The organism is Mycobacterium sp. NGS59, from assembly GCF_059812345.1.
In genome coordinates this window covers 116,691-135,169 of sequence record NZ_JCALCN010000001.1, presented here as the reverse complement: position 1 = coordinate 135,169, position 18,479 = coordinate 116,691, and the positions used below count along the sequence as shown (strand labels likewise).

Sequence of the window (18,479 nt, the reverse complement as noted above, 5' to 3'; positions counted from 1 at the left end):
CCGCGCCAGTGCTGGCTTTGACCCAATAGCCAGGCCGCTGCCAGGCGGGACCGCCGGTACCGGCTAACCTCTATCGAGCCGTATCGAGGGAGGGTGTTCATGCAGGGGTTTGCCGGCAAGGTAGCCGTAGTGACCGGCGCGGGATCGGGCATCGGACAGGCGCTGGCCCTGGAGCTGGGCCGGTCCGGCGCCAGCCTGGCGATCTGCGACGTCAACGCCGAGGGCCTGGCCCAGACCGAGGAACAGCTCAAAGCGATCGGGGTGCAGGTCAAGGCCGACCGGCTCGACGTCACCGAACGGGAACGATTCCTGGAGTACGCCGACGAGGTCGCCGAGCACTTCGGCAAGGTGAATCAGATTTACAACAATGCCGGCATCGGCCACACCGGTGACGTCGAGGTCGAGCACTTCAAGGACATCGAACGCGTGATGGACGTCGACTTCTGGGGGGTGGTCAACGGCACCAAGGCGTTCCTTCCCCACCTGATCGCTTCCGGCGACGGCCACGTCATCAACATCTCGAGCATCTTCGGATTGTTCTCTGTCCCAGGGTATTCCGCGTACAACTCGGCCAAGTTCGCCGTGCGCGGCTACACCGAGGCGTTACGCCAGGAGATGCGTCTGCACGGCCACCCGGTGGGGGTTCTCGCGGTGCACCCGGGCGGGATCAAGACCGCGATCGCCCGTAACGCCACCGTGGGCGAAGGCCACGATCGCGACGACCTGGCCGAACTGTTCGACAAGCGGCTGGCCAACACCAGTCCGAAGCGAGCCGCCAAGATCATCCTCGACGCGGTGCGCAAGAACCGCGCGCGCGTGCTGGTCGGCCCCGACGCCAAGGTCTTGGACCTGATGGTGCGGGTGACCGGTTCGGGGTATCAGCGGATCACCGAGCTGTTCATCAGTAAGGTCATCCCGCCCAGACACTGAGACGACGTTCGAAACGTTGAAATGACTTGGGGGCGCGCCACATTGACGTCCACCAGTCGCTGAATATCCCCGCACAGATCCGGGTACGGTTCACCGGCGTGACCGGCAATCAGATCATGCCGCGGCGTGTTGAACCCATTCCCCGACCAGGACTCAACGCCCCAGCGGGTGCTCGGCCAGCCAGCCGTCGGCTACCACCTGGGGATCGGCGCCGTCGGCCACCTTGCGGCGCATCTCGACCAGCGCGGCGGTGTCCAGTACCCCGGCGGGTTCGTTGATCGCCAACAGCTGTCGGGTGCTCAGGCCGTTGCGGCGGTACAACGGCACCACGTTCTGCGCCTGAATCAAGGACTCCTTGCTGCTGTCGGCCAGCGCGACCAGATCCGACGGCAGGCCGGGGTCAGCCGTCCTGGCCCATGCCGTGATCACCTCGCCCGCCCGAAGCGCCGCGAAAAGCGTTGTGTCGTCGGGGAATTCGCGTGGCGGCGGCATCCGGCAGGAACCCACCGCGGGCGGCGCCTGCCGGCCCCGGACGATGCCCGCGGTCAAGCCGGCGCAATGCCCGGGCAACAGGGTCAGGTCGCTGCCGCCCCAGGCACCCGAGGTCGCCGGCGTGATCACCACCGTCGGTTTGTCTTCGGCGGCGGTGGCGTAGTCGCCCGCGGCCACACCCTCGGGCAGGGCGGAGTTCATCGCTTGGTAGACCTGCTTGTCGGACAGCGCCGAGGAGCCGGGCTGCAACGACTGTAATACCGTGCCGGTGTAGCCGGGAACCACGGTGAAGGCACCCGCATCCAGCTTCGCCATCGGGTTCTCCGCGGTTTCGGCGCGGGTGGGGAAACCGTAGGACCGCAACGCCGCGACGTAGACGGCAGCCAACAGGCGCGAGTCGGCATCGGGCTTGGATCCGACGACGAGTTCTGCCGGGTGCGTCGACGAGCCGGAGCAGCCGGTGACAACCGACATGAAGACCAGGATCAAGACCGGCAACAACGCGGCCGGCCTGCCGCGCCACACCGTCAGTCGGAGAAGTCCGCGGCCAGAGCCACCGCGCGGGCGACCGCCTCGCCGACGCCCCGGTCCAGCGGGCTGGGCACGATCCGGTCGACAGCGAGGTCTTCGCTGGCCACCGAGTAGATCGCCTCGGCCGCGGCCACCATCATCTTCTCGGTGATCCGGCGCGCCCCGACGTCGAGGGCGCCGCGGAATATCCCCGGGAAGGCCAGCACGTTGTTGATCTGGTTCGGGAAGTCGCTGCGGCCGGTCGCGACGATGGCGGCGTACTTGGCCGCGACGTCGGGATGGATCTCGGGGTCGGGGTTGGACAGCGCGAACACGATTCCGTTGGGCGCCATGGTGGCGATCAGAGCCTCGGGGACCACGCCGCCGGACACCCCGAGGAAGACGTCCGCGCCGTCGAGCGCCTCGACCAGCCCGCCGGTGCGGCCGCCGGGGTTGGTGCGGCGCGCCAGATCGGCTTTCACGCTGTTCAGGTCGTCGCGGGAGTGGTGCAGGATGCCGCGCGAGTCGAGCACCGTGATGTCCGAAACCCCCATGGCGAGAAGGAGATTGGTGCACGCGACACCGGCCGCCCCGGCGCCGGAGACCACCACCCGCACCGAGGACATGTCCCGCCCCAGCAGCTTGGTGGCACCCATCAGGGCCGCGAGCGCGACGACCGCCGTGCCGTGCTGGTCGTCGTGCATCACCGGACAATCGAGGGCTTCGATCACCCGTCGCTCGATCTCGAAACAGCGCGGCGCCGAGATGTCCTCGAGGTTGACCGCACCGAACGTCGGCCGCAACCGCACCAGGGTCTCGACGATGGCGTCGGGATCCTTGGTGTCCAGCACGATGGGGATCGCGTCGAGCCCACCGAACTCCTTGAACAGCGCGCACTTGCCTTCCATCACCGGCAACGACGCCGCCGGCCCGATGTCACCGAGGCCCAGCACGGCGCTGCCGTCGCTGACGACGGCGACCAGCCGGTTGGCCCACGTGTAGCGCGCGGCCAAGGTGCGATCCGCGGCGATCGCGCGACTGACCTGGGCGACGCCCGGGGTGTAGGCGAGCGACAGGGCACGCTGGGTGTCCAGCGGGGCCGTCAAACCCACCGACAGCTTGCCGCCTTCGTGTGCCTCGAAGATCTCTTCGTCCGTGACGACGACCTGGGGACTTGGCTCGGGAAGGCTTTTCACCATGTCAAGGGTTTCGGACACGGCTGCCAGGGTACTGCGCAGCCGCTGGCGACCCTAATCCGTGTCAGATCAGGCCGAGGTCTTTGACCGCGTTGCGCTCGTCAGCCAACTCACCGGTGGTCGCGTTGATCTTGCCCCGGGAGAATGCGTCGATCTCGAGACCCTGCACGATCTCCCAGTTGCCGTTCTTGGTGGTGACCGGGAACGACGAGATCAAGCCCTCGGGCACGTCATACGAGCCGTCGGAGTAGACCGCCATCGACACCCAGTCGCCCTCCGGGCTGCCCAGCAGCCAGTCCCGGGCGGCGTCGACGGTCGCCGAGGCCGCCGAGGCGGCCGAGGATGCGCCGCGCGCGTCGATGATGGCCGCACCGCGCTTGGCGACGGTGGGGATGAAGTCGTTCTCGATCCAGTCCTGGTCGTCGACGACCTCGGCCGCGTTCTTGCCGCCGATCTCGGCATGGAAGATGTCGGGGTACTGGGTGGCCGAGTGGTTGCCCCAGATGGTCACCTTCTTGATGTCGGTGACGGCCGCGCCGGTCTTCTTGGCCAGCTGGGAGATCGCCCGGTTGTGGTCCAGCCGGGTCAGCGCGGAGAACCGCTCCTTCGGGATGTCCGGGGCGTTGTTCAGCGCGATCAACGCGTTGGTGTTGGCCGGGTTGCCGGTCACGCCGATGCGGATGTCGTCGGCGGCGACCTCGTTGAGCGCCTTGCCCTGGGCGGTGAAGATGGCGCCGTTGGCCTCCAGCAGGTCACCGCGTTCCATGCCCTTGGAGCGCGGGCGGGCGCCGACCAGCAGGGCCAGGTTCACGCCGTCGAAGATCTTGTTGGCGTCGGCGCCGATTTCGACGCTGCTCAGCAGCGGGAACGCGCAGTCGTCGAGTTCCATGACGACGCCTTCGAGCGCCTTGAGCGCCGGCTCGATCTCCAGCAACCGCAGTTCGATGGGCCGGTCCGGGCCCAGCAGCGAGCCGCTGGCCAGACGGAACAACAGGCTGTAGCCGATCTGGCCGGCGGCACCGGTGACGGCGACCTTGAGAGGACTTGCGCTCACGTCGGTTCTGCTCCTTCTAGACGGGTTCGCGTCGAAACTATCGCACCGGAGCCGTCGCGAATCCGCCGGTCCGTTTTGTCGCGGTGAGACGCGTACGATAGACCACCGCCGGTCAGACCTGCCCAGCGATCGGAGGTTGACGTGTTTCCCGGATTCGACGCATTGCCCGAAGCACTCAGACCGGTCGCGCGCAACAAGCCGCAGCACGTTCATTCGGTCCCCGGTCCGACCGTCCCGACCCTGGTCGACTGCGGCGTCTACGTCGACGGACATCGGCTGCCGGGCAAGTGGGCACCTGCTGACGCGTTGGCCAAGGTGCGGGAGTTGAGACGGGCCGGCGACTCGGCTTACGTGTGGGTGGGGCTGCACGAACCCGACGAATCCCACATGCAGGAAGTGGCCGAGGTCTACGGGCTGCACCCGCTGGCCGTCGAGGATGCCGTGCACGCACATCAGCGGCCGAAGCTGGAACGCTACGACGAGACCCTGTTCCTGGTTCTCAAGACGATCAACTATGTGCCGCACGAGTCGGTGGCGCTGGCCCGCGAAATCGTCGAGACCGGCGAGATCATGATTTTCGTCGGGGAGGATTTCGTGGTCACCGTCCGCCACGGCGAACACGGCGGGCTGCACGAGGTCCGCAAGAAGATGGACGCCGACCCCGAACACCTGCGGCTAGGCCCGTACGCGGTGATGCACGCGATCGCCGACACCGTGGTGGACCACTACCTCGCCGTGACCAGCCTGATGGAAGACGACGTCGACGCCATCGAGGTGGTCGCTTTCGCGCCGGGACGCTCGATCGACGTCGAACCGATCTACCTGCTCAAGCGTGAGGTGGTGGAGATGCGCCGTTGCGTGGCCCCGCTGTCGGGTGCGTTCCAGCGGATGCAGACGGACAACAAGGACCTGATCTCCAAGGAGGTGCGGCGCTACTTGCGCGACGTCGCCGACCACCAGACCGAGGCCGCCGACCAGATAACCAGCTACGACGAGATGCTGAACTCGCTGGTGCAGGCCGCGCTGGCCCGGGCGGGCATGCAGCAGAACATGGACATGCGCAAGATCTCGGCGTGGGCCGGTATCGTCGCCGTGCCCACCATGGTCGCCGGCATCTACGGCATGAATTTCCATTTCATGCCGGAGCTGGATTCCAGGTGGGGTTATCCGTCGGTGGTCAGCGTCATGGTCGTGGTCTGCGTGTTCCTCTACTTCAACTTCCGCCGGCGCGGCTGGCTGTAGGCCAGCCCCGGTCACGCGCGATCGGGGTCCAGCACGTCGACGCCGTCGATGTCCCAGGTTTGTCGCATCGCCTCGGCACCCTTGAGCCGCACCCAGGCGGCCTCGATCGCAGTGATCGGCGTCGCGGAAAGAAATCGCACCGGGTCGCGCGGCGGATCCAGCGGCAGATCGGCAATATCGCTGTGCCCCAGAAGCACTGCGCTGAACGCCGTCCCTTTCCACAGTGACCTACCGAGGTCGATCAGCGCGTCGGCCACCAGAACAATGCCTTCCACTGCGGGTGTGGCCGCCACGACCGCCAGGCTGCGCGCCAGACCGACGGTAGTTCCCGGATCACGCAGGCGCAGCACCACTTCGGCGCGCGGACCGCGCTGCTGATCGGTGACGAATTCGGTCGGATCGGTCATCGGATGCCGCGAGCAGCCCAGTGTGACGAAATGCGTCAGCCCGGCGGTGCGGAACCGCAGCACCTCGATGGGTTCGCTGCCCAGAAAAGTCACGCTCGCGGAATCCGGCTTGGTGTCGGCGAAATGCGCACGCAGATGTGCGCGCACGGCTTCCAGCGTCATTCGGCACGCGGCAACGTGAGGTTGACACCGGAGTCGGCGTCGAACACGACGATCTTGGCGGTGTCGAATGCGAGCTGGACCGGTTGGCCTATCGCTGCCTTCGACTCGGTGGGAACCCTTGCCACGAACTGGTTTTCGTTCACCTCGGACTCGGCGGCCACCTCGTCCAGGCGTGCCGAGTGCACCTCGGGCCCCGCGGTGGTGAAGTACACGTACTTGTCCGAACCCAGCGACTCGACCAGATCGACCCCGACGTCGAAGACCAACGAACTGATCCGCTGGTAGCCGTCGATCAGGGCGGCGTCGACGATATGCTCGGGCCGCACCCCAACGATGACGTTCTCCGGTTTCGGGTGCGACGCGATCACGTCCTGCACGTCCGGGGTCAGCGTCACCTCCCCGAACGGCAGATTCAGCCCCAGGGTCGTCAGGGTGGCCGGGAAGAAGTTCATCGCCGGCGAGCCGATGAAACCGGCGACGAACAGATTCGCCGGTCGTTCGTAAAGCTCTGCGGGCGTGCCGATCTGCTGCGCGACGCCGTTGTGCATCACCACCACCCGGTCGCCGAGCGTCATCGCCTCCGTCTGGTCGTGGGTGACGTAGACAGTGGTGGTACCCAGCCGCTTCTGCAGCCGGGCGATCTCGCCGCGCATCTGCACCCGCAGCTTGGCGTCGAGGTTGGACAGCGGTTCGTCCATCAGAAAAGCCTTGGGCTGGCGCACGATTGCCCTGCCCATCGCAACCCGCTGCCGCTGACCACCCGACAACTGCGCAGGCCTGCGATCCAGCAGAGCGGTCAGGTCGAGGATCCGGGCGGTCTCCTCGACCTTCGCCGCGATGTCAGCCTTCTTCAGCTTGGCCAGCGTCAGCGGGAACGCGATGTTCTGACGCACCGTCATATGCGGATACAGCGCATAGGACTGGAAGACCATCGCGATATCGCGGTCCTTGGGCGCTTTCTCGTTGACCCGTTCACCGCCGATCCGCAGCTCGCCCGACGAGATGTTCTCGAGTCCGGCGATCATGTTCAGTGTCGTGGTCTTGCCACAGCCCGACGGTCCGACCAGGATCAGGAATTCGCCGTCGGCGATGGTGATGCTCAAGTCCTGCACGGCGGTGTGCCCGTCGGGGTAGCTCTTGTGAACGTGTTCCAGCACGATCTCGGCCATCGCGATAACTATCCCTTCACAGCCCCAGAGGTCAACCCGGCGACGATCTTTCGTTGGAAGACGAGCACGAACACGATGATCGGAACGGTGATCACGATAGCCCCTGCCGCGATCGACCCGGTCGGCTCCTCGAATTGCGAACTGCCGGTGAAGTTGGCGATCGCTACCGGAGCGGTGATCGCGGCTTTGGTGGCGGTCAACGACAGTGCCAGCAACAGGTCGTTCCAGGCGAAGATGAACACCAGGATTGCTGCGGTTACCAGGCCCGGCGCCGCCAACGGCGCGATGACCCGGATGAATGCCTGGGCCGGCGTTGCGCCGTCCATCTTGGCTGCTTTCTCCAAATCCCATGGGATTTCCCGGAAGAACGCCGAGAGCGTGTAGATGGCCAGCGGCAACGCGAAAGTGATGTACGGCAGAATCAGCCCCGGCCAGGTGTCGAACAATCCCACCGCGCGCTCGATGTCGAACAACGGCGTCACCAGCGAGATCGCCGGGAACATCGTGATCAGCAACGTCATCCCGATCAACAGCCGCTTGCCCGGAAAGTCCAGTCGTGCAATCGCATACGCCGCCATCGCCCCGAGCAACACCGCGATCGCGGTGGTGATCAACCCGATCCCGATCGAGTTGACCAGTGCCGAGCTGAACAGGTCACCGCGGAAGATCCCGCGGTAGTTGTCCAGCGTCACCGACGCCGGAATCAGCTTGCCGTCCTTGACATTCGACGACGGCTTGAGCGAGAGGCTGAAGATCCACAGTACCGGCAGCAACGCATACAACACCACGAGTGTGTCGACGATCCCCCAGAACGCCGCGCGGCGGGCGTCTACTACCCGTTCACCGGCCATCGGCGTCGCTTCCGGGCGCGGCCGCACCGAACAGCTTGACGAACACCAGCGCGATGATCCCCACGCACACAAAGATCAGCACGCTGATCGCCGAACCCATCCCCAGGTTGAACCCCTTGAACAGGTTGTCGTAACCCAGGATCGACACCGATCCGGTGTTGTTGTCGCCGGCGGTCAGCACGTAGATGTTGTCGAAGATGCGGAACGCGTCCAGCGTCCGGAACAGCAGGGCGACCACCACCGCGGGCTTGATGATCGGCAGGGTGACCTTCGTCAGACGCCGCCAGGCGCCGGCACCGTCGACCTCGGCCGCCCTCAACAGGTCTTCGGGGACCAACGCCAGCCCGGCCAGCAGCAGTAGCGCCATGAACGGCGTCGTCTTCCACACCTCGGCAAGCACCACGATGCCCAGCGACGGGATCTGCTGGGTCAGTGGGGCTTCGAAGGACGAGCCGTCGGGCAGCAGGTTCGCCAGATAGCCGGTGCCGGGAGTCCACGCGTAGTACCAGCTGTACGACGCGACCACGGTGACGATCCCGTACGGGATCAGCACCGCCGTGCGCACCAGCCCTTTGCCGAACACGGTCCGGTGCATCACCAGCGCCAACGACAGTCCGAGCACGAACTCGAAGAACACCGAGACCACCGTGATTCCGAGCGTCACCGTCAGCGCATTCCACCAGTACTGGTCGGTCAGCACGGTCCGGTAGTTGTCCAGCCCGACGAACGCGGTCTCCTCGGGCGAGGCGAGGTTGTTGCGCTGCAGACTCAGCCACATCGCGTAGCCGATCGGGTAGGCCGTGACGGCTAGCATCAGGGTCACCGCGGGGGCCACCAGCAGGTAGGCCAGCCGCCGCTCGCCGCCGAGTGTGGTCATGGCAGCAGGCCCTTGCCGTCGATGGCCTTCTGCACCTGCACGACCAGTTCGTCGGCCATACGGTCGGGATCGATCGCAGTGATGGGGCTCAGCGCCGCCGCCAGCCGGATGGAAACCGCCTGGTAGGCCGGTGTCGCCGGCCGCACCGCGGCATCGGTGAGTTGTTGGCGGATGACGCCGTACATCGGGTACTTGGCCTGGAACCGCGGGTCGGAGTACAGCGACGTCCGCACCGGCGGCAGGCCCCCGTCGATAGCGACGTACTTCTGGCTGGCCAGGTCGCGCAGGCACCGGACCGTTTCGAACGCTTCGGCGCGATGACGGGTGGTGCCGGCCACCGCGAGGTTCAGGCCGCCGATCGTGACCTTTGGCGGCCGTCCGGCCACGCCGGGATATCGCGCGAAATCGAACACCTCGCGGCTGGCCTCGTACGCGATGCGGAACTGTTCGTCGGTGGGGGCGAAGGTTCCGAGATCGGTGATGCTGCCGGCCAGCTCGGGAACGCGGTCGAGCCGCAGGAACGGCACACCGCCCTTGACCGCGTTCTCCAGCATCGAGGCCAGCACGTAGGGCCAGTTGACCTCGAGCGCGGCCTTCCCCTGCTCGACCGCCAACCTGGTGCTGCTCTCGTTGCTGCGGGTGATCGATGGGTCGGCGCCGGGCGCCGTCGCCACCGATTTCATGATCCGTAGCGCGGTCACGGTGGCCGCCCGGTGTTCAGGGGTGTCGGTGAGGGTGACGCGTTTGCCGTCGTCGGAGAGCACCTGACCGCCGGCGCTGACCAGCAGCGTGTTGAACCACACCACCAGTCCTTCGCCCTCGCTGCCCTGGCCCGCGATCCAGCTGGGCTTGCCCTCCGCGTGCAGCCGTGTCGCCTCGGCCACCATCCCCGCCCAGTCACGCGGCGGCTGTCGCACCAAATCCGGTCGGTACCAGAGCAATTGGGTGTTGGTGATCACCGGTGCGGCATAGAGTCGCCGGTTCCAGGTCGCCGTTCTCAGCGGGCCGGGCAGGGTATCGACGGTGGCGTCGGACTCGCTGAGGCCCGCGGGATCATCCGACAGCGGCAGCGCCCACCCCGCTTCGGCGAACTCCGCGGTCCACACCACGTCCAAACCCATCACGTCCAGGGTGTGGTCGTTGCCGGACAGGCGGCGAGCCAGCTGCAGGCGTTGCTCGTCGGGTGACCTGGCCAGGCTCACGTGCGCGATGCGGTACCGGCCGCCGGCTTGGACCGTGCAGCGCTGCGCCACCGCGGCGAACGTCGCCCCGTCGGTGGCCGGCGTGTAGAAGCTGATGACCACACCGGAACTTCGGCAACCGCAGGCCGAGACCACCGATGCCGCGATCAGTGCGGCCAGCGCGGTCGCCCCCCAACGCCGCAACAGCAAGGCTTTCGGACCCGGCGTCAGATCGCCAGACGCGCCAGCAGATCCCGCGCCTTCTCCGCGTTCTGCGGATCGCAGAGGACGTCGTACCGCCCGGCCACCAACTGCATGGTCGAACTGAAGTCCCTGGTTCCGCGCGCCATCGCATACGGCACCGCCGAGGTGATCAACCCGAAGAAGACACCGGCGACCAAACCGGTGAAAATTGCGCCGAGCGGCTGTGGACTGAAGGCGGCTAGCACCAGCCCGATGAACAGGCCCAGCCACGCACCGCTGAGCACGCCGCCGCCCAGCACCTTGCCCCAGGTCAAGCGACCGGTGACGCGTTCCACCTGCATCAGGTCGACGCCGACGATGGTCACCTGCTGGACCGGAAATTCCTGGTCGGACAGGTAATCCACGGCGCGCTGCGCCTCGGCGTAGGTGGGGTACGACCCGACCGGCCAGCCTTTGGGCGGTGTCGGCAAGGCGGGCACAGCGCGCCGACCCGCGGGCCCGCCGCCCGCCGCCGGGTCGGGCTGTCCGGGCTGGAATGGGCTAGTCATCGGTCCTCATACTTCCTCCTGCCCGCCATCTGCCCGACCATCGTTTCACGTCCCCGACCTCAGCACTATGCAGGCAGGTCGCCGGCACCCGTCCGGGACCCCGAAGTTCCTCGCATATCACCTGGCCAGCGCCGCGTTTTTCGGCGCATACCGAGGTAGAGTCGGTCACCATGACAGGTCCCCGTGACGACGGCGCGGCCTACGGGTCGGGTCCATTCGACCAGACCCAATGGGCGGTGCCGGGGTCGTCGCCACCACCGTCACCACCGCCTTCCAGCTACCCACCCCCCTACCCCGGCGGCTACTCTCCGCCGCCCCCGCCGCCCAGCTACGGCAGCGTGCCGTATTCCCCCGCTCCACCGCCACCCCCGCCACCTGCCTATCCGGCTGCGGGCTACCCGCAATATCCGGGTCCGGCCATGGGCGGCGACCCGTACTACGGCACCCCCAGCGGCACGAACGGCTTGGCGATCGCATCGCTCGCCACCTCGGTCGTCGGGCTACCCGCGATGCTGCTGTGTTACATCGGCGTGCTGCTGGATATCACGGGCGTCGTCTTGGGGATCGTCGCGCTCAACCAGATCAAGCAAACTCGCCAGGCGGGGCGCGGGATGGCCATCGCCGGCATCGCGGTCGGCGGCGCGACGTTGGCCCTGACCGCCGTCGGCGTCCTCATCTTCCTGGTCGCATCCAGCCGCTGATCGGACGTCCTCCCCGACCGGGGCGCGGGGCTTAGGACGACCTCGGGCAGCGTGATCACCGGTCGCGCTCCTACGCTCTGTCCTATGGGATCTGTCAACAGGGTGTACGTGGCGCGCCTGCCGCGGATGTTGGTGCTGGGTCCACTCGGGGAATCATTCGGGCGCGTACGCGACGTCGTCATCGGCATCAGCATCGTGCGTGCGCAGCCGCGGGTACTGGGACTGGTCGTCGACCTGGCGACCCGACGCAGCATATTCATCCCGATGCTGCGGGTGGCCGCGATCGAGCCCAACGCGGTGACGCTGAGCACCGGAAACGTGTCGCTGCGCCACTTCGAGCAGCGACCGGGCGAGGTGCTGGCCATGGGTCAGGTGCTCGACACTCAGGTCAGGGTCAACGACCCCGACCTGCCGGAGTTGGCCGGCCTGGACCTCGTGGTGGCCGACCTGGGCATCGAGCAGACCCGAACCCGGGACTGGGTGGTCAGTCGGGTTGCCGTTCGCACCCATCGCCGGCTGCGCCGGCGCGGGCCGGTGCACGTCGTGGACTGGCAGAACGTGCACGGTCTGACGCCGTCGGCCCTGGCGATGCCGGGCCAGGGGGTGGCACAGCTGCTGGACCACTTCGAGGGCCGCAAACCGGTCGACGTCGCCGACGCGATCCGCGGCCTGCCGTCCAAACGCCGCTACGAGGTGTTCAAAGCCCTCGACGACGAACGGTTGGCCGACATCCTGCAGGAACTGCCCGAACTCGACCAGGCCGAGGTGCTGTCCCAGCTGGGCACCGACCGGGCCGCCGACGTGCTGGAAGAGATGGATCCCGACGACGCCGCCGACCTGCTCGGGGTGCTGAATCCGACCGATGCCGAGGTCCTGCTGACCCGGATGGATCCCGACGACTCCGACCCGGTGCGACGGCTGCTCAAGCACTCCCCTGACACCGCCGGCGGGCTGATGACCTCCGATCCGGTGGTGCTCACCGCCGACACCTCGGTCGCCGAGGCGCTGGCCAGGATGCGCGACCCCGACCTGACTCCCGCCCTGGCCTCGATGGCCTTCGTGGCGCGGCCGCCGACGGCGACGCCGACGGGCCACTACGTGGGCTGCGTACACCTGCAGCGGCTGCTGCGTGAGGCACCCGCCGAACTGGTCGGCGGAATCGTCGACACCGACCTGCTCACTCTCACCCCGGAGACGCCGTTGGCCGCGGTAACCCGTTATTTCGCCGCCTACAACCTGGTGTGCGGACCGGTGGTCGACGACCAGAGTCATTTGCTGGGCGCGGTGACCGTCGACGACGTGCTGGACCATCTGCTGCCGCATGACTGGCGGGTGGACGTGCCCCAGCTCGATCCCGCCGGCCGGCCGGCGCGCACCGAGGGATCGTCGCTGTGAGCAAGTCCTCGGCCCCGCGCGGGCTGTACACCCCCCGCACGTCGCGCAGGTTCACGCCGCGGCTGGACCCCGAGGCCGTCGGGCAGATCACCGAGTCGATCGCGCGGTTCTTCGGCACCGGTCGCTACCTGCTGCTGCAGACGGTGTTCGTGCTGATCTGGATAGCGCTGAACTTGGGGGCCGTGCGCTGGCGATGGGACCCCTACCCGTTCATTCTGCTGAACCTGGCGTTCTCCACCCAGGCGGCCTACGCGGCGCCACTGATCCTGTTGGCCCAGAACCGTCAGGAGAACCGCGACCGGGTCGCACTCGAAGAAGATCGTCGCCGCGCGTCCCAAACCAAGGCCGACACCGAATACCTGGCCCGCGAACTGGCCGCGTTGCGCCTGGCCGTCGGTGAGGTGGCCACCCGCGACTACCTGCGCCATGAGCTGGAGAGTCTGCGCACGATGCTGGCGGATTTGCAGGTGCCGCCGGCCAATTCCGGGCCGCTACGCGTACCCGAGGGAACCGAGCGCCGGGCTAAGAAATCCAGCTGAGAAACAACTGAACCATTGCGCAACTCCCGTCACGAGAGTTATGTATGGTGATCTAGTTCACGAAGCTAACAAGCAGGTAACAAAGAGGTCAGTTTTCCCGGCGGCTCACAGAATTTGAGGACGGTCGAGGTGCGCGTAGGGGGACGCTGGGGAGTTGGCCCAGCCGTCGCGAAGGTGCGGCAGGGGGTTGTTCGCGTTACCAGGACGCCGGTGTTCGGCGTGGTGATGATCTCCCCGTTGATTTTCGCCGGCGCGGTCAGCGGCGCCGCGCCCTCCGGCCACGGCAAGATGCCGACCCGCGCGGCAATCGCGCCAGTTGCGGCGGTAGGCCCGGCACCGCACGTCGACCTGTCCGGTCCGACGGTCATCTCGGTGCAACGGGTGCCGACCAGCTTCCACGTCGCCGCCGCCACGATCTCCGCCCCGCCTCCGCCGACGGTCGTCAATTCGCCTGGCACGCTTGGTATTCCGATCATGGCGCTGTCGGCCTACCGCAACGCCGAGCAGAAGATGGCCGGCGCGGTCCCGGGCTGCGGGGTCAGCTGGAACCTGCTCGCGGGCATCGGGCGCATCGAGTCCATGCATGCGAACGGCGGCGCCACCGACGCCCGCGGCACCGCGACGAACCCCATCTACGGGCCGGCGCTGGACGGCACGCTGCCCGGCAACGAGGTCATCGTCCAGAGCAACCAGGGCAACCGGGTGCAGTACGCCCGGGCCATGGGGCCGATGCAGTTCCTGCCCGGCACCTGGGCGCGCTACGCCGTCGACGGCGACGGCGACGGCGTGCCCGACCCGCAGAACCTGTTCGATGCGACGCTGGCCGCCGCCCGCTACCTGTGCAGCGGCGGACTCAACCTACGCGACCCGTCGCAGGTGATGTCCGCGATCCTGCGCTACAACAACTCGATGTCCTACGCCCAGAACGTGCTGGGCTGGGCCGCCGCGTACGCCACCGGTGTGGTCCCGGTCGACCTGCCGCCGATCACCGGACCGCCACCACCGATCGGCGATGCGCACCTCGAGCACCCGGAAGGCCTCGGGCCGAACCTGCCGCTCAACGTCACCGGCCTGGGCGTAAACGACCCGCTGGGCCAGCACATGCCGCTGATCGATTTCGGGCAGCCGCAGGTCATCCCGCAGTACGCCAACCTGTACCAGCAGCCGCAGGCACCGATATGGCCGTGGTTGCCGCCCGCTCAGCAGCCGGCACCCGTACCGGCGGCCACGCCGGGATGCACGCTGATCTGCATCAACTCCCAGACACCCGAGGGTGTCCAGCCCGGCATGGCGCCGATACCCAACGGCGGCATCGTGCTTGCCCCGGCGGCTCCCCCGGCGGCTCCGCCGTTCCAGGACCCGTTCGCCCCGCCGACGGCCGCGCCGGCACTGCCGTTCGCTCCGGCGGCGCCTCCTGCCCCTGCTGCCCCGCCACCGGCCGCTCCTGCCCCCGCCGCACCGGCGCCCGCGGCACCGGCGCCCGCCGCACCCGCGCCCGCAGGCCCGGCTGCCCCGGCTCCGGCCAACGCGGCGCCGAGGCCCGCCAACGGCACCCCGTCACCCAAGCCGGCAGGTCCGCAGCAGCCCAGCCCGCCGGCCCCGGGTGAGCCGGCACTCGCACCGGTCAGCTGACCGTTCGATAGCAGGTGCTGCGCGCCGCCTACACTCGGCGGTGATGTCCGAAACCCGAGATGACACCGCTGATCTGACCGCCGCGATCCGTGCCGCCCTGGGCAAGGTGATCGACCCCGAACTGCGGCGCCCGATCACCGAGCTCGGCATGGTCAAGAGCATCGACGTCGAGCCCGACCGCAGTGTGCACGTCACGATCCTTTTGACCACAGCCAGCTGCCCGAAGAAGTCGGAGATCAGCGAGCGGGTGACCCAGGCCGTCGCCGACGTCCCGGGCACCGGCGCGGTACGGGTCAGCCTGGACGTGATGAACGATGAGCAGCGCACCGAGCTGCGCAAGCAGTTACGCGGCGACGCCGCCGAACCGGTCATCCCGTTCGCCCAGCCCAGCTCGCTGACCCGGGTATACGCCGTCGCGTCCGGCAAGGGCGGCGTCGGCAAATCCACCGTCACGGTCAACCTGGCCGCGGCGATGGCCGCCCGTGGTCTGTCCGTCGGCGTGCTCGACGCCGACATCCACGGCCACTCCATTCCCCGCATGATGGGCACCACGGACCGGCCCACCCAGGTGGAGTCGATGATTCTGCCGCCCATCGCCCACGAGGTGAAGGTCATCTCGATCGCGCAGTTCACCCAGGACAACACGCCGGTGGTGTGGCGCGGGCCGATGCTGCACCGGGCACTGCAGCAATTTCTGGCCGACGTGTACTGGGGTGACCTGGATGTGCTGCTGCTCGACCTGCCGCCGGGTACCGGTGACGTCGCGATCTCGTTGGCCCAGTTGCTGCCGAACGCCGAGATCCTGGTGGTGACCACGCCGCAGGCGGCCGCCGCCGAGGTCGCCGAACGGGCCGGCAGCATCGCGATACAAACCCGTCAGCGGATCGTCGGCGTGGTGGAGAACATGTCCGGACTGACGCTGCCGGACGGCAGCACGCTGCACGTCTTCGGTGAGGGCGGTGGCCGGCAGGTGGCCGAGCGGCTCTCGCGTGCGGTGGGGGCAGACGTGCCGCTGCTGGGTCAGATCCCGCTGGATCCCGCTCTGGTCGCCGCCGGGGATGCCGGTGTGCCCGCGGTGCTCGATGCGCCAGACTCCGCGGTGGGCAAGGAACTGGGCCGCATCGCCGACAGTCTGTCCTCGCGTCGGCGGGGGTTGGCCGGAATGTCGTTGGGACTGGACCCGACTCGTCGCTGACTGTCCCCGCGCGAGCAGACGCAAAAGCGCCCATTTCCTGCGGAAATAGGGCGCTTTTCCGTCTGCTCAGCGGGTTGGCTAGGTGGCGTCGGTGTCGAACGGGGTGTGTTCGGGTTTCGGCGATGCGGGTGCCTCCGGCGCGGGTGCCGGTTCCGGCGTGCTGACCGGCTTGTCGAAGTTGCCGGTGAATATCGAATCGTCGCCGTCGAGCAGGTGCTTGGTCAGCGCGGCCCGCGGCGTCATACCCCGCAACTTCTGCAGCTCCCCGAGTTGCCCACGCAGGTCGTCGAATTCGGGCCCGATGTCCTCGCGCAGCTGATTGGTCATGCCGCTCAGATAGTCGCGGGCCTGCCGCAGGGCGCCAGTGGTCCAGCGGATGGCGCCGGGCAGGCGCTCGGGTCCGAGTACGACCAGCCCGACCACCACGAGGACCAGCATCTCCCCCCAGCCGATGTTGGCGAACATCAGATTAGAAGGTGATGACCCGCAGCGCCCGGCTGCGCCGCGCTTGCGATCATCACGGTGGTCGGATGGTGATGACCCGCAGCGCCCGGCTGCGCCGCGCTTGCGATCATCACGGTCGGATGGTGATGACCCGCAGCGCCCGGCTGCGCCGCGCTTGCGATCATCACGAGCTCGTGTCGGGGTCTGGCTTGACGGTCAGGGTGACCGGACGACCCTCGCGGACCACCTCGATCTGCGCGTCCTGGCCGATGGTCAGCTGCCGCACCGCCACGACGGCCTCGTCGGAGTCGGCGACCTTACGCCCGCCGATCTTGACGATCACGTCGTTCTCCAGGATCCCGCCCTTCTGCGCGGGGCCGCCGGCCTTCACGTTGGCCACCTGTGCACCCGAGGCGATCGCGTTGCTCACCGAACGGGTGCTGATGCCCAACGTCGGGTGCACGATCTTGCCGTCCCGGATCAGCGTCTCGGCCACCAGTTTCATCTCGTTGACCGGGATGGCGAAGCCGAGTCCACTTGCGCTGTCGGACAACGACTTACCCGCGCTGTTGATGCCGATCACCTGGGAGTCCATGTCGATGAGCGGACCGCCGGAGTTGCCGTGGTTGATCGAGGCGTCGGTCTGGATGGCGTCCAGGACGGTGTCGGTGTCGGAACCCTCGCCCGACAGCGGCACCGGGCGGTGCAGCGCGCTGACGATGCCGTGGGTGACGGTACTGCGCAGTCCGAGCGGGGCGCCGGCCGCGATCACCTCGTCGCCGACCCGCACCTTGTTGGAGTCGCCGAGCCGGGCCACGCTCAGGTTGTTGACGTTGTCGACCTTCAGCACGGCCAGGTCGGTCTTGGGGTCGCGGCCAACCAGGCTGGCGGGAACTTCCTTGCCGTCGTTGAAGACCACGGTCATCTTGAACTGGCTGGGGTTGTTGGCGGCCTCAGAGATGACGTGGTTGTTGGTGACGATGTAGCCACGGCCGTCGATGACGACGCCGGAACCCTGCATCCCCTCCTGGTCGCTTTTCGCCTCGATAGTCACCACGGAGTCCGCGACGGCGGCCGCCACCTTGGTGAACCGCCCGGCCGGTTCTTCGGTGTTGCCTGCGGTCGACAACGTCACCTTCGAGGTGGTGAATGCCTCGACCACCTCGGCGGTCTTGCGACCGATCACCCCGCCGAGCGCGCCGATCACCAGCGCGACGAGTAGCAATATCGCCAGCGCCAGATAGGACACCTTGCCACCGAACAGCACGTCGCGAACGCCGAGTTTGCCGCTGTGCCGCAACTCGGCGTGGCTGACGACCGGGGGCAGTGCGGGAGTGCCCAGCGCTGCGGCGGCGCCAGGGTCACGCCACGGATCGTCGGGCTCGTCGGCCTGGTCGCCGTTCTTCTCCGCGGCCATCGCGGCGGCGTCGATGGGATGACGCTGCAGGGTTTCGGTGGCACCGTAGGGCCGACCGAACGCATCAGCCAACACCGGGTCGGCCGGTCGATCGTGCGGCCGAAACTCCGACTGTTCCCGGTACTTCTGCGGACGCACCCGATCGGCGACGAAAGATCCTTGCAGTCCGGTCGGGCGGGCGAACGTTTGACGGGAGGACGGGTCGACCGGTGGCCGGTAAATGGGGCGCGGCGCAAGCCGTTCGGTGTCCTGCCCCTTGCTGTTGCCTTCGTCGGAGGTCACGGTTCCTCTTCCAGATCCATTGCGGCGCCCGACACGGGCATCTCCGCGTCC

Annotated in this window: 18 protein-coding genes; 7 read left to right on the top strand and 11 right to left on the bottom strand. The window is 67.7% G+C overall.

From position 1 onward, the window contains the following. Positions 1 to 99 precede the first annotated feature (99 nt). On the top strand, positions 100 to 930 hold the full coding sequence (locus tag AC5Y46_RS00635; protein WP_499989783.1) for an SDR family NAD(P)-dependent oxidoreductase: 831 nt from the start codon (positions 100 to 102) through the stop codon (positions 928 to 930). 153 nt (positions 931 to 1,083) lie between these two features. On the opposite strand, the gene AC5Y46_RS00630 is transcribed toward AC5Y46_RS00635, so the two are convergent. The 3 genes from AC5Y46_RS00630 to AC5Y46_RS00620 all read right to left on the bottom strand — a co-directional run bounded on the left by AC5Y46_RS00630 (position 1,084) and on the right by AC5Y46_RS00620 (position 4,182). Then, positions 1,084 to 1,896 carry a glycine betaine ABC transporter substrate-binding protein gene (locus AC5Y46_RS00630; protein ID WP_499989782.1) on the bottom strand — a complete coding sequence of 271 codons (813 nt, stop codon included), beginning with the start codon at positions 1,894 to 1,896 and terminating at the stop codon, positions 1,084 to 1,086. Positions 1,897 to 1,949: 53 nt separating this feature from the next. After that, positions 1,950 to 3,131: an NAD(P)-dependent malic enzyme gene (locus AC5Y46_RS00625; RefSeq protein WP_499989970.1), complete on the bottom strand. Its 1,182-nt coding sequence runs from the start codon at positions 3,129 to 3,131 to the stop codon at positions 1,950 to 1,952. A 61-nt stretch (positions 3,132 to 3,192) separates the two neighbouring features. After that, entirely contained in the window at positions 3,193 to 4,182 is a 990-nt protein-coding gene (locus AC5Y46_RS00620) for a malate dehydrogenase (protein WP_499941187.1), read from the bottom strand. A 141-nt stretch (positions 4,183 to 4,323) separates the two neighbouring features. On the opposite strand from AC5Y46_RS00620, the gene corA reads away from it, so the two are divergent. Further along, positions 4,324 to 5,424, top strand: coding sequence for a magnesium/cobalt transporter CorA (gene corA / locus AC5Y46_RS00615; protein ID WP_499989781.1), 1,101 nt, complete (start codon positions 4,324 to 4,326; stop codon positions 5,422 to 5,424). Positions 5,425 to 5,435: 11 nt separating this feature from the next. On the opposite strand, the gene AC5Y46_RS00610 is transcribed toward corA, so the two are convergent. From AC5Y46_RS00610 to AC5Y46_RS00585, 6 genes are read right to left on the bottom strand one after another with little or no spacing between them, the layout of a single operon-like run. After that, positions 5,436 to 5,993, bottom strand: coding sequence for a suppressor of fused domain protein (locus AC5Y46_RS00610; protein WP_499989780.1), 558 nt, complete (start codon positions 5,991 to 5,993; stop codon positions 5,436 to 5,438). Then, positions 5,990 to 7,162, bottom strand: coding sequence for an ABC transporter ATP-binding protein (locus tag AC5Y46_RS00605; protein ID WP_499989779.1), 1,173 nt, complete (start codon positions 7,160 to 7,162; stop codon positions 5,990 to 5,992). Before AC5Y46_RS00605 ends, AC5Y46_RS00610 begins: the two co-directional genes overlap by 4 nt. Positions 7,163 to 7,170: 8 nt before the next feature. Next, positions 7,171 to 8,013: a carbohydrate ABC transporter permease gene (locus AC5Y46_RS00600; protein WP_499989778.1), complete on the bottom strand. Its 843-nt coding sequence runs from the start codon at positions 8,011 to 8,013 to the stop codon at positions 7,171 to 7,173. After that, positions 8,003 to 8,890, bottom strand: coding sequence for a carbohydrate ABC transporter permease (locus tag AC5Y46_RS00595; protein WP_499989777.1), 888 nt, complete (start codon positions 8,888 to 8,890; stop codon positions 8,003 to 8,005). Before AC5Y46_RS00595 ends, AC5Y46_RS00600 begins: the two co-directional genes overlap by 11 nt. After that, positions 8,887 to 10,281: an extracellular solute-binding protein gene (locus AC5Y46_RS00590; protein WP_499989776.1), complete on the bottom strand. Its 1,395-nt coding sequence runs from the start codon at positions 10,279 to 10,281 to the stop codon at positions 8,887 to 8,889. Before AC5Y46_RS00590 ends, AC5Y46_RS00595 begins: the two co-directional genes overlap by 4 nt. Positions 10,282 to 10,298: 17 nt before the next feature. Beyond that, positions 10,299 to 10,823: a YflT domain-containing protein gene (locus AC5Y46_RS00585; protein ID WP_499941201.1), complete on the bottom strand. Its 525-nt coding sequence runs from the start codon at positions 10,821 to 10,823 to the stop codon at positions 10,299 to 10,301. Between the two features lie 170 nt (positions 10,824 to 10,993). Between AC5Y46_RS00585 and AC5Y46_RS00580 the strand changes: the two genes are divergently transcribed. From AC5Y46_RS00580 to AC5Y46_RS00560, 5 genes are all read left to right on the top strand, one after another. After that, the gene (locus tag AC5Y46_RS00580) at positions 10,994 to 11,524 is read left to right on the top strand and encodes a DUF4190 domain-containing protein (RefSeq protein WP_499941203.1); all 531 of its coding nucleotides are present in this window, start codon (positions 10,994 to 10,996) and stop codon (positions 11,522 to 11,524) included. A gap of 84 nt (positions 11,525 to 11,608) precedes the next feature. Then, the gene (locus AC5Y46_RS00575; protein ID WP_499941204.1) at positions 11,609 to 12,919 is read left to right on the top strand and encodes a magnesium transporter MgtE N-terminal domain-containing protein; all 1,311 of its coding nucleotides are present in this window, start codon (positions 11,609 to 11,611) and stop codon (positions 12,917 to 12,919) included. Next, entirely contained in the window at positions 12,916 to 13,458 is a 543-nt protein-coding gene (locus AC5Y46_RS00570) for a DUF1003 domain-containing protein (RefSeq protein ID WP_499941206.1), read from the top strand. The genes AC5Y46_RS00575 and AC5Y46_RS00570 overlap by 4 nt, the downstream gene beginning before the upstream one ends. A gap of 129 nt (positions 13,459 to 13,587) precedes the next feature. Then, the gene (locus AC5Y46_RS00565) at positions 13,588 to 15,090 is read left to right on the top strand and encodes a lytic transglycosylase domain-containing protein (protein WP_499941208.1); all 1,503 of its coding nucleotides are present in this window, start codon (positions 13,588 to 13,590) and stop codon (positions 15,088 to 15,090) included. Between the two features lie 43 nt (positions 15,091 to 15,133). After that, positions 15,134 to 16,285: an Mrp/NBP35 family ATP-binding protein gene (locus AC5Y46_RS00560; protein WP_499941210.1), complete on the top strand. Its 1,152-nt coding sequence runs from the start codon at positions 15,134 to 15,136 to the stop codon at positions 16,283 to 16,285. 78 nt (positions 16,286 to 16,363) lie between these two features. Here the strand turns inward: AC5Y46_RS00560 and tatB are convergent, their stop codons facing one another. Beyond that, positions 16,364 to 16,750, bottom strand: coding sequence for a Sec-independent protein translocase protein TatB (tatB, locus tag AC5Y46_RS00555; RefSeq protein ID WP_499941212.1), 387 nt, complete (start codon positions 16,748 to 16,750; stop codon positions 16,364 to 16,366). Positions 16,751 to 16,913: 163 nt separating this feature from the next. Further along, complete coding sequence (gene htrA, locus AC5Y46_RS00550; protein ID WP_499989775.1) at positions 16,914 to 18,428, bottom strand: serine protease HtrA; 1,515 nt, start codon at positions 18,426 to 18,428, stop codon at positions 16,914 to 16,916. Positions 18,429 to 18,479 lie beyond the last annotated feature (51 nt).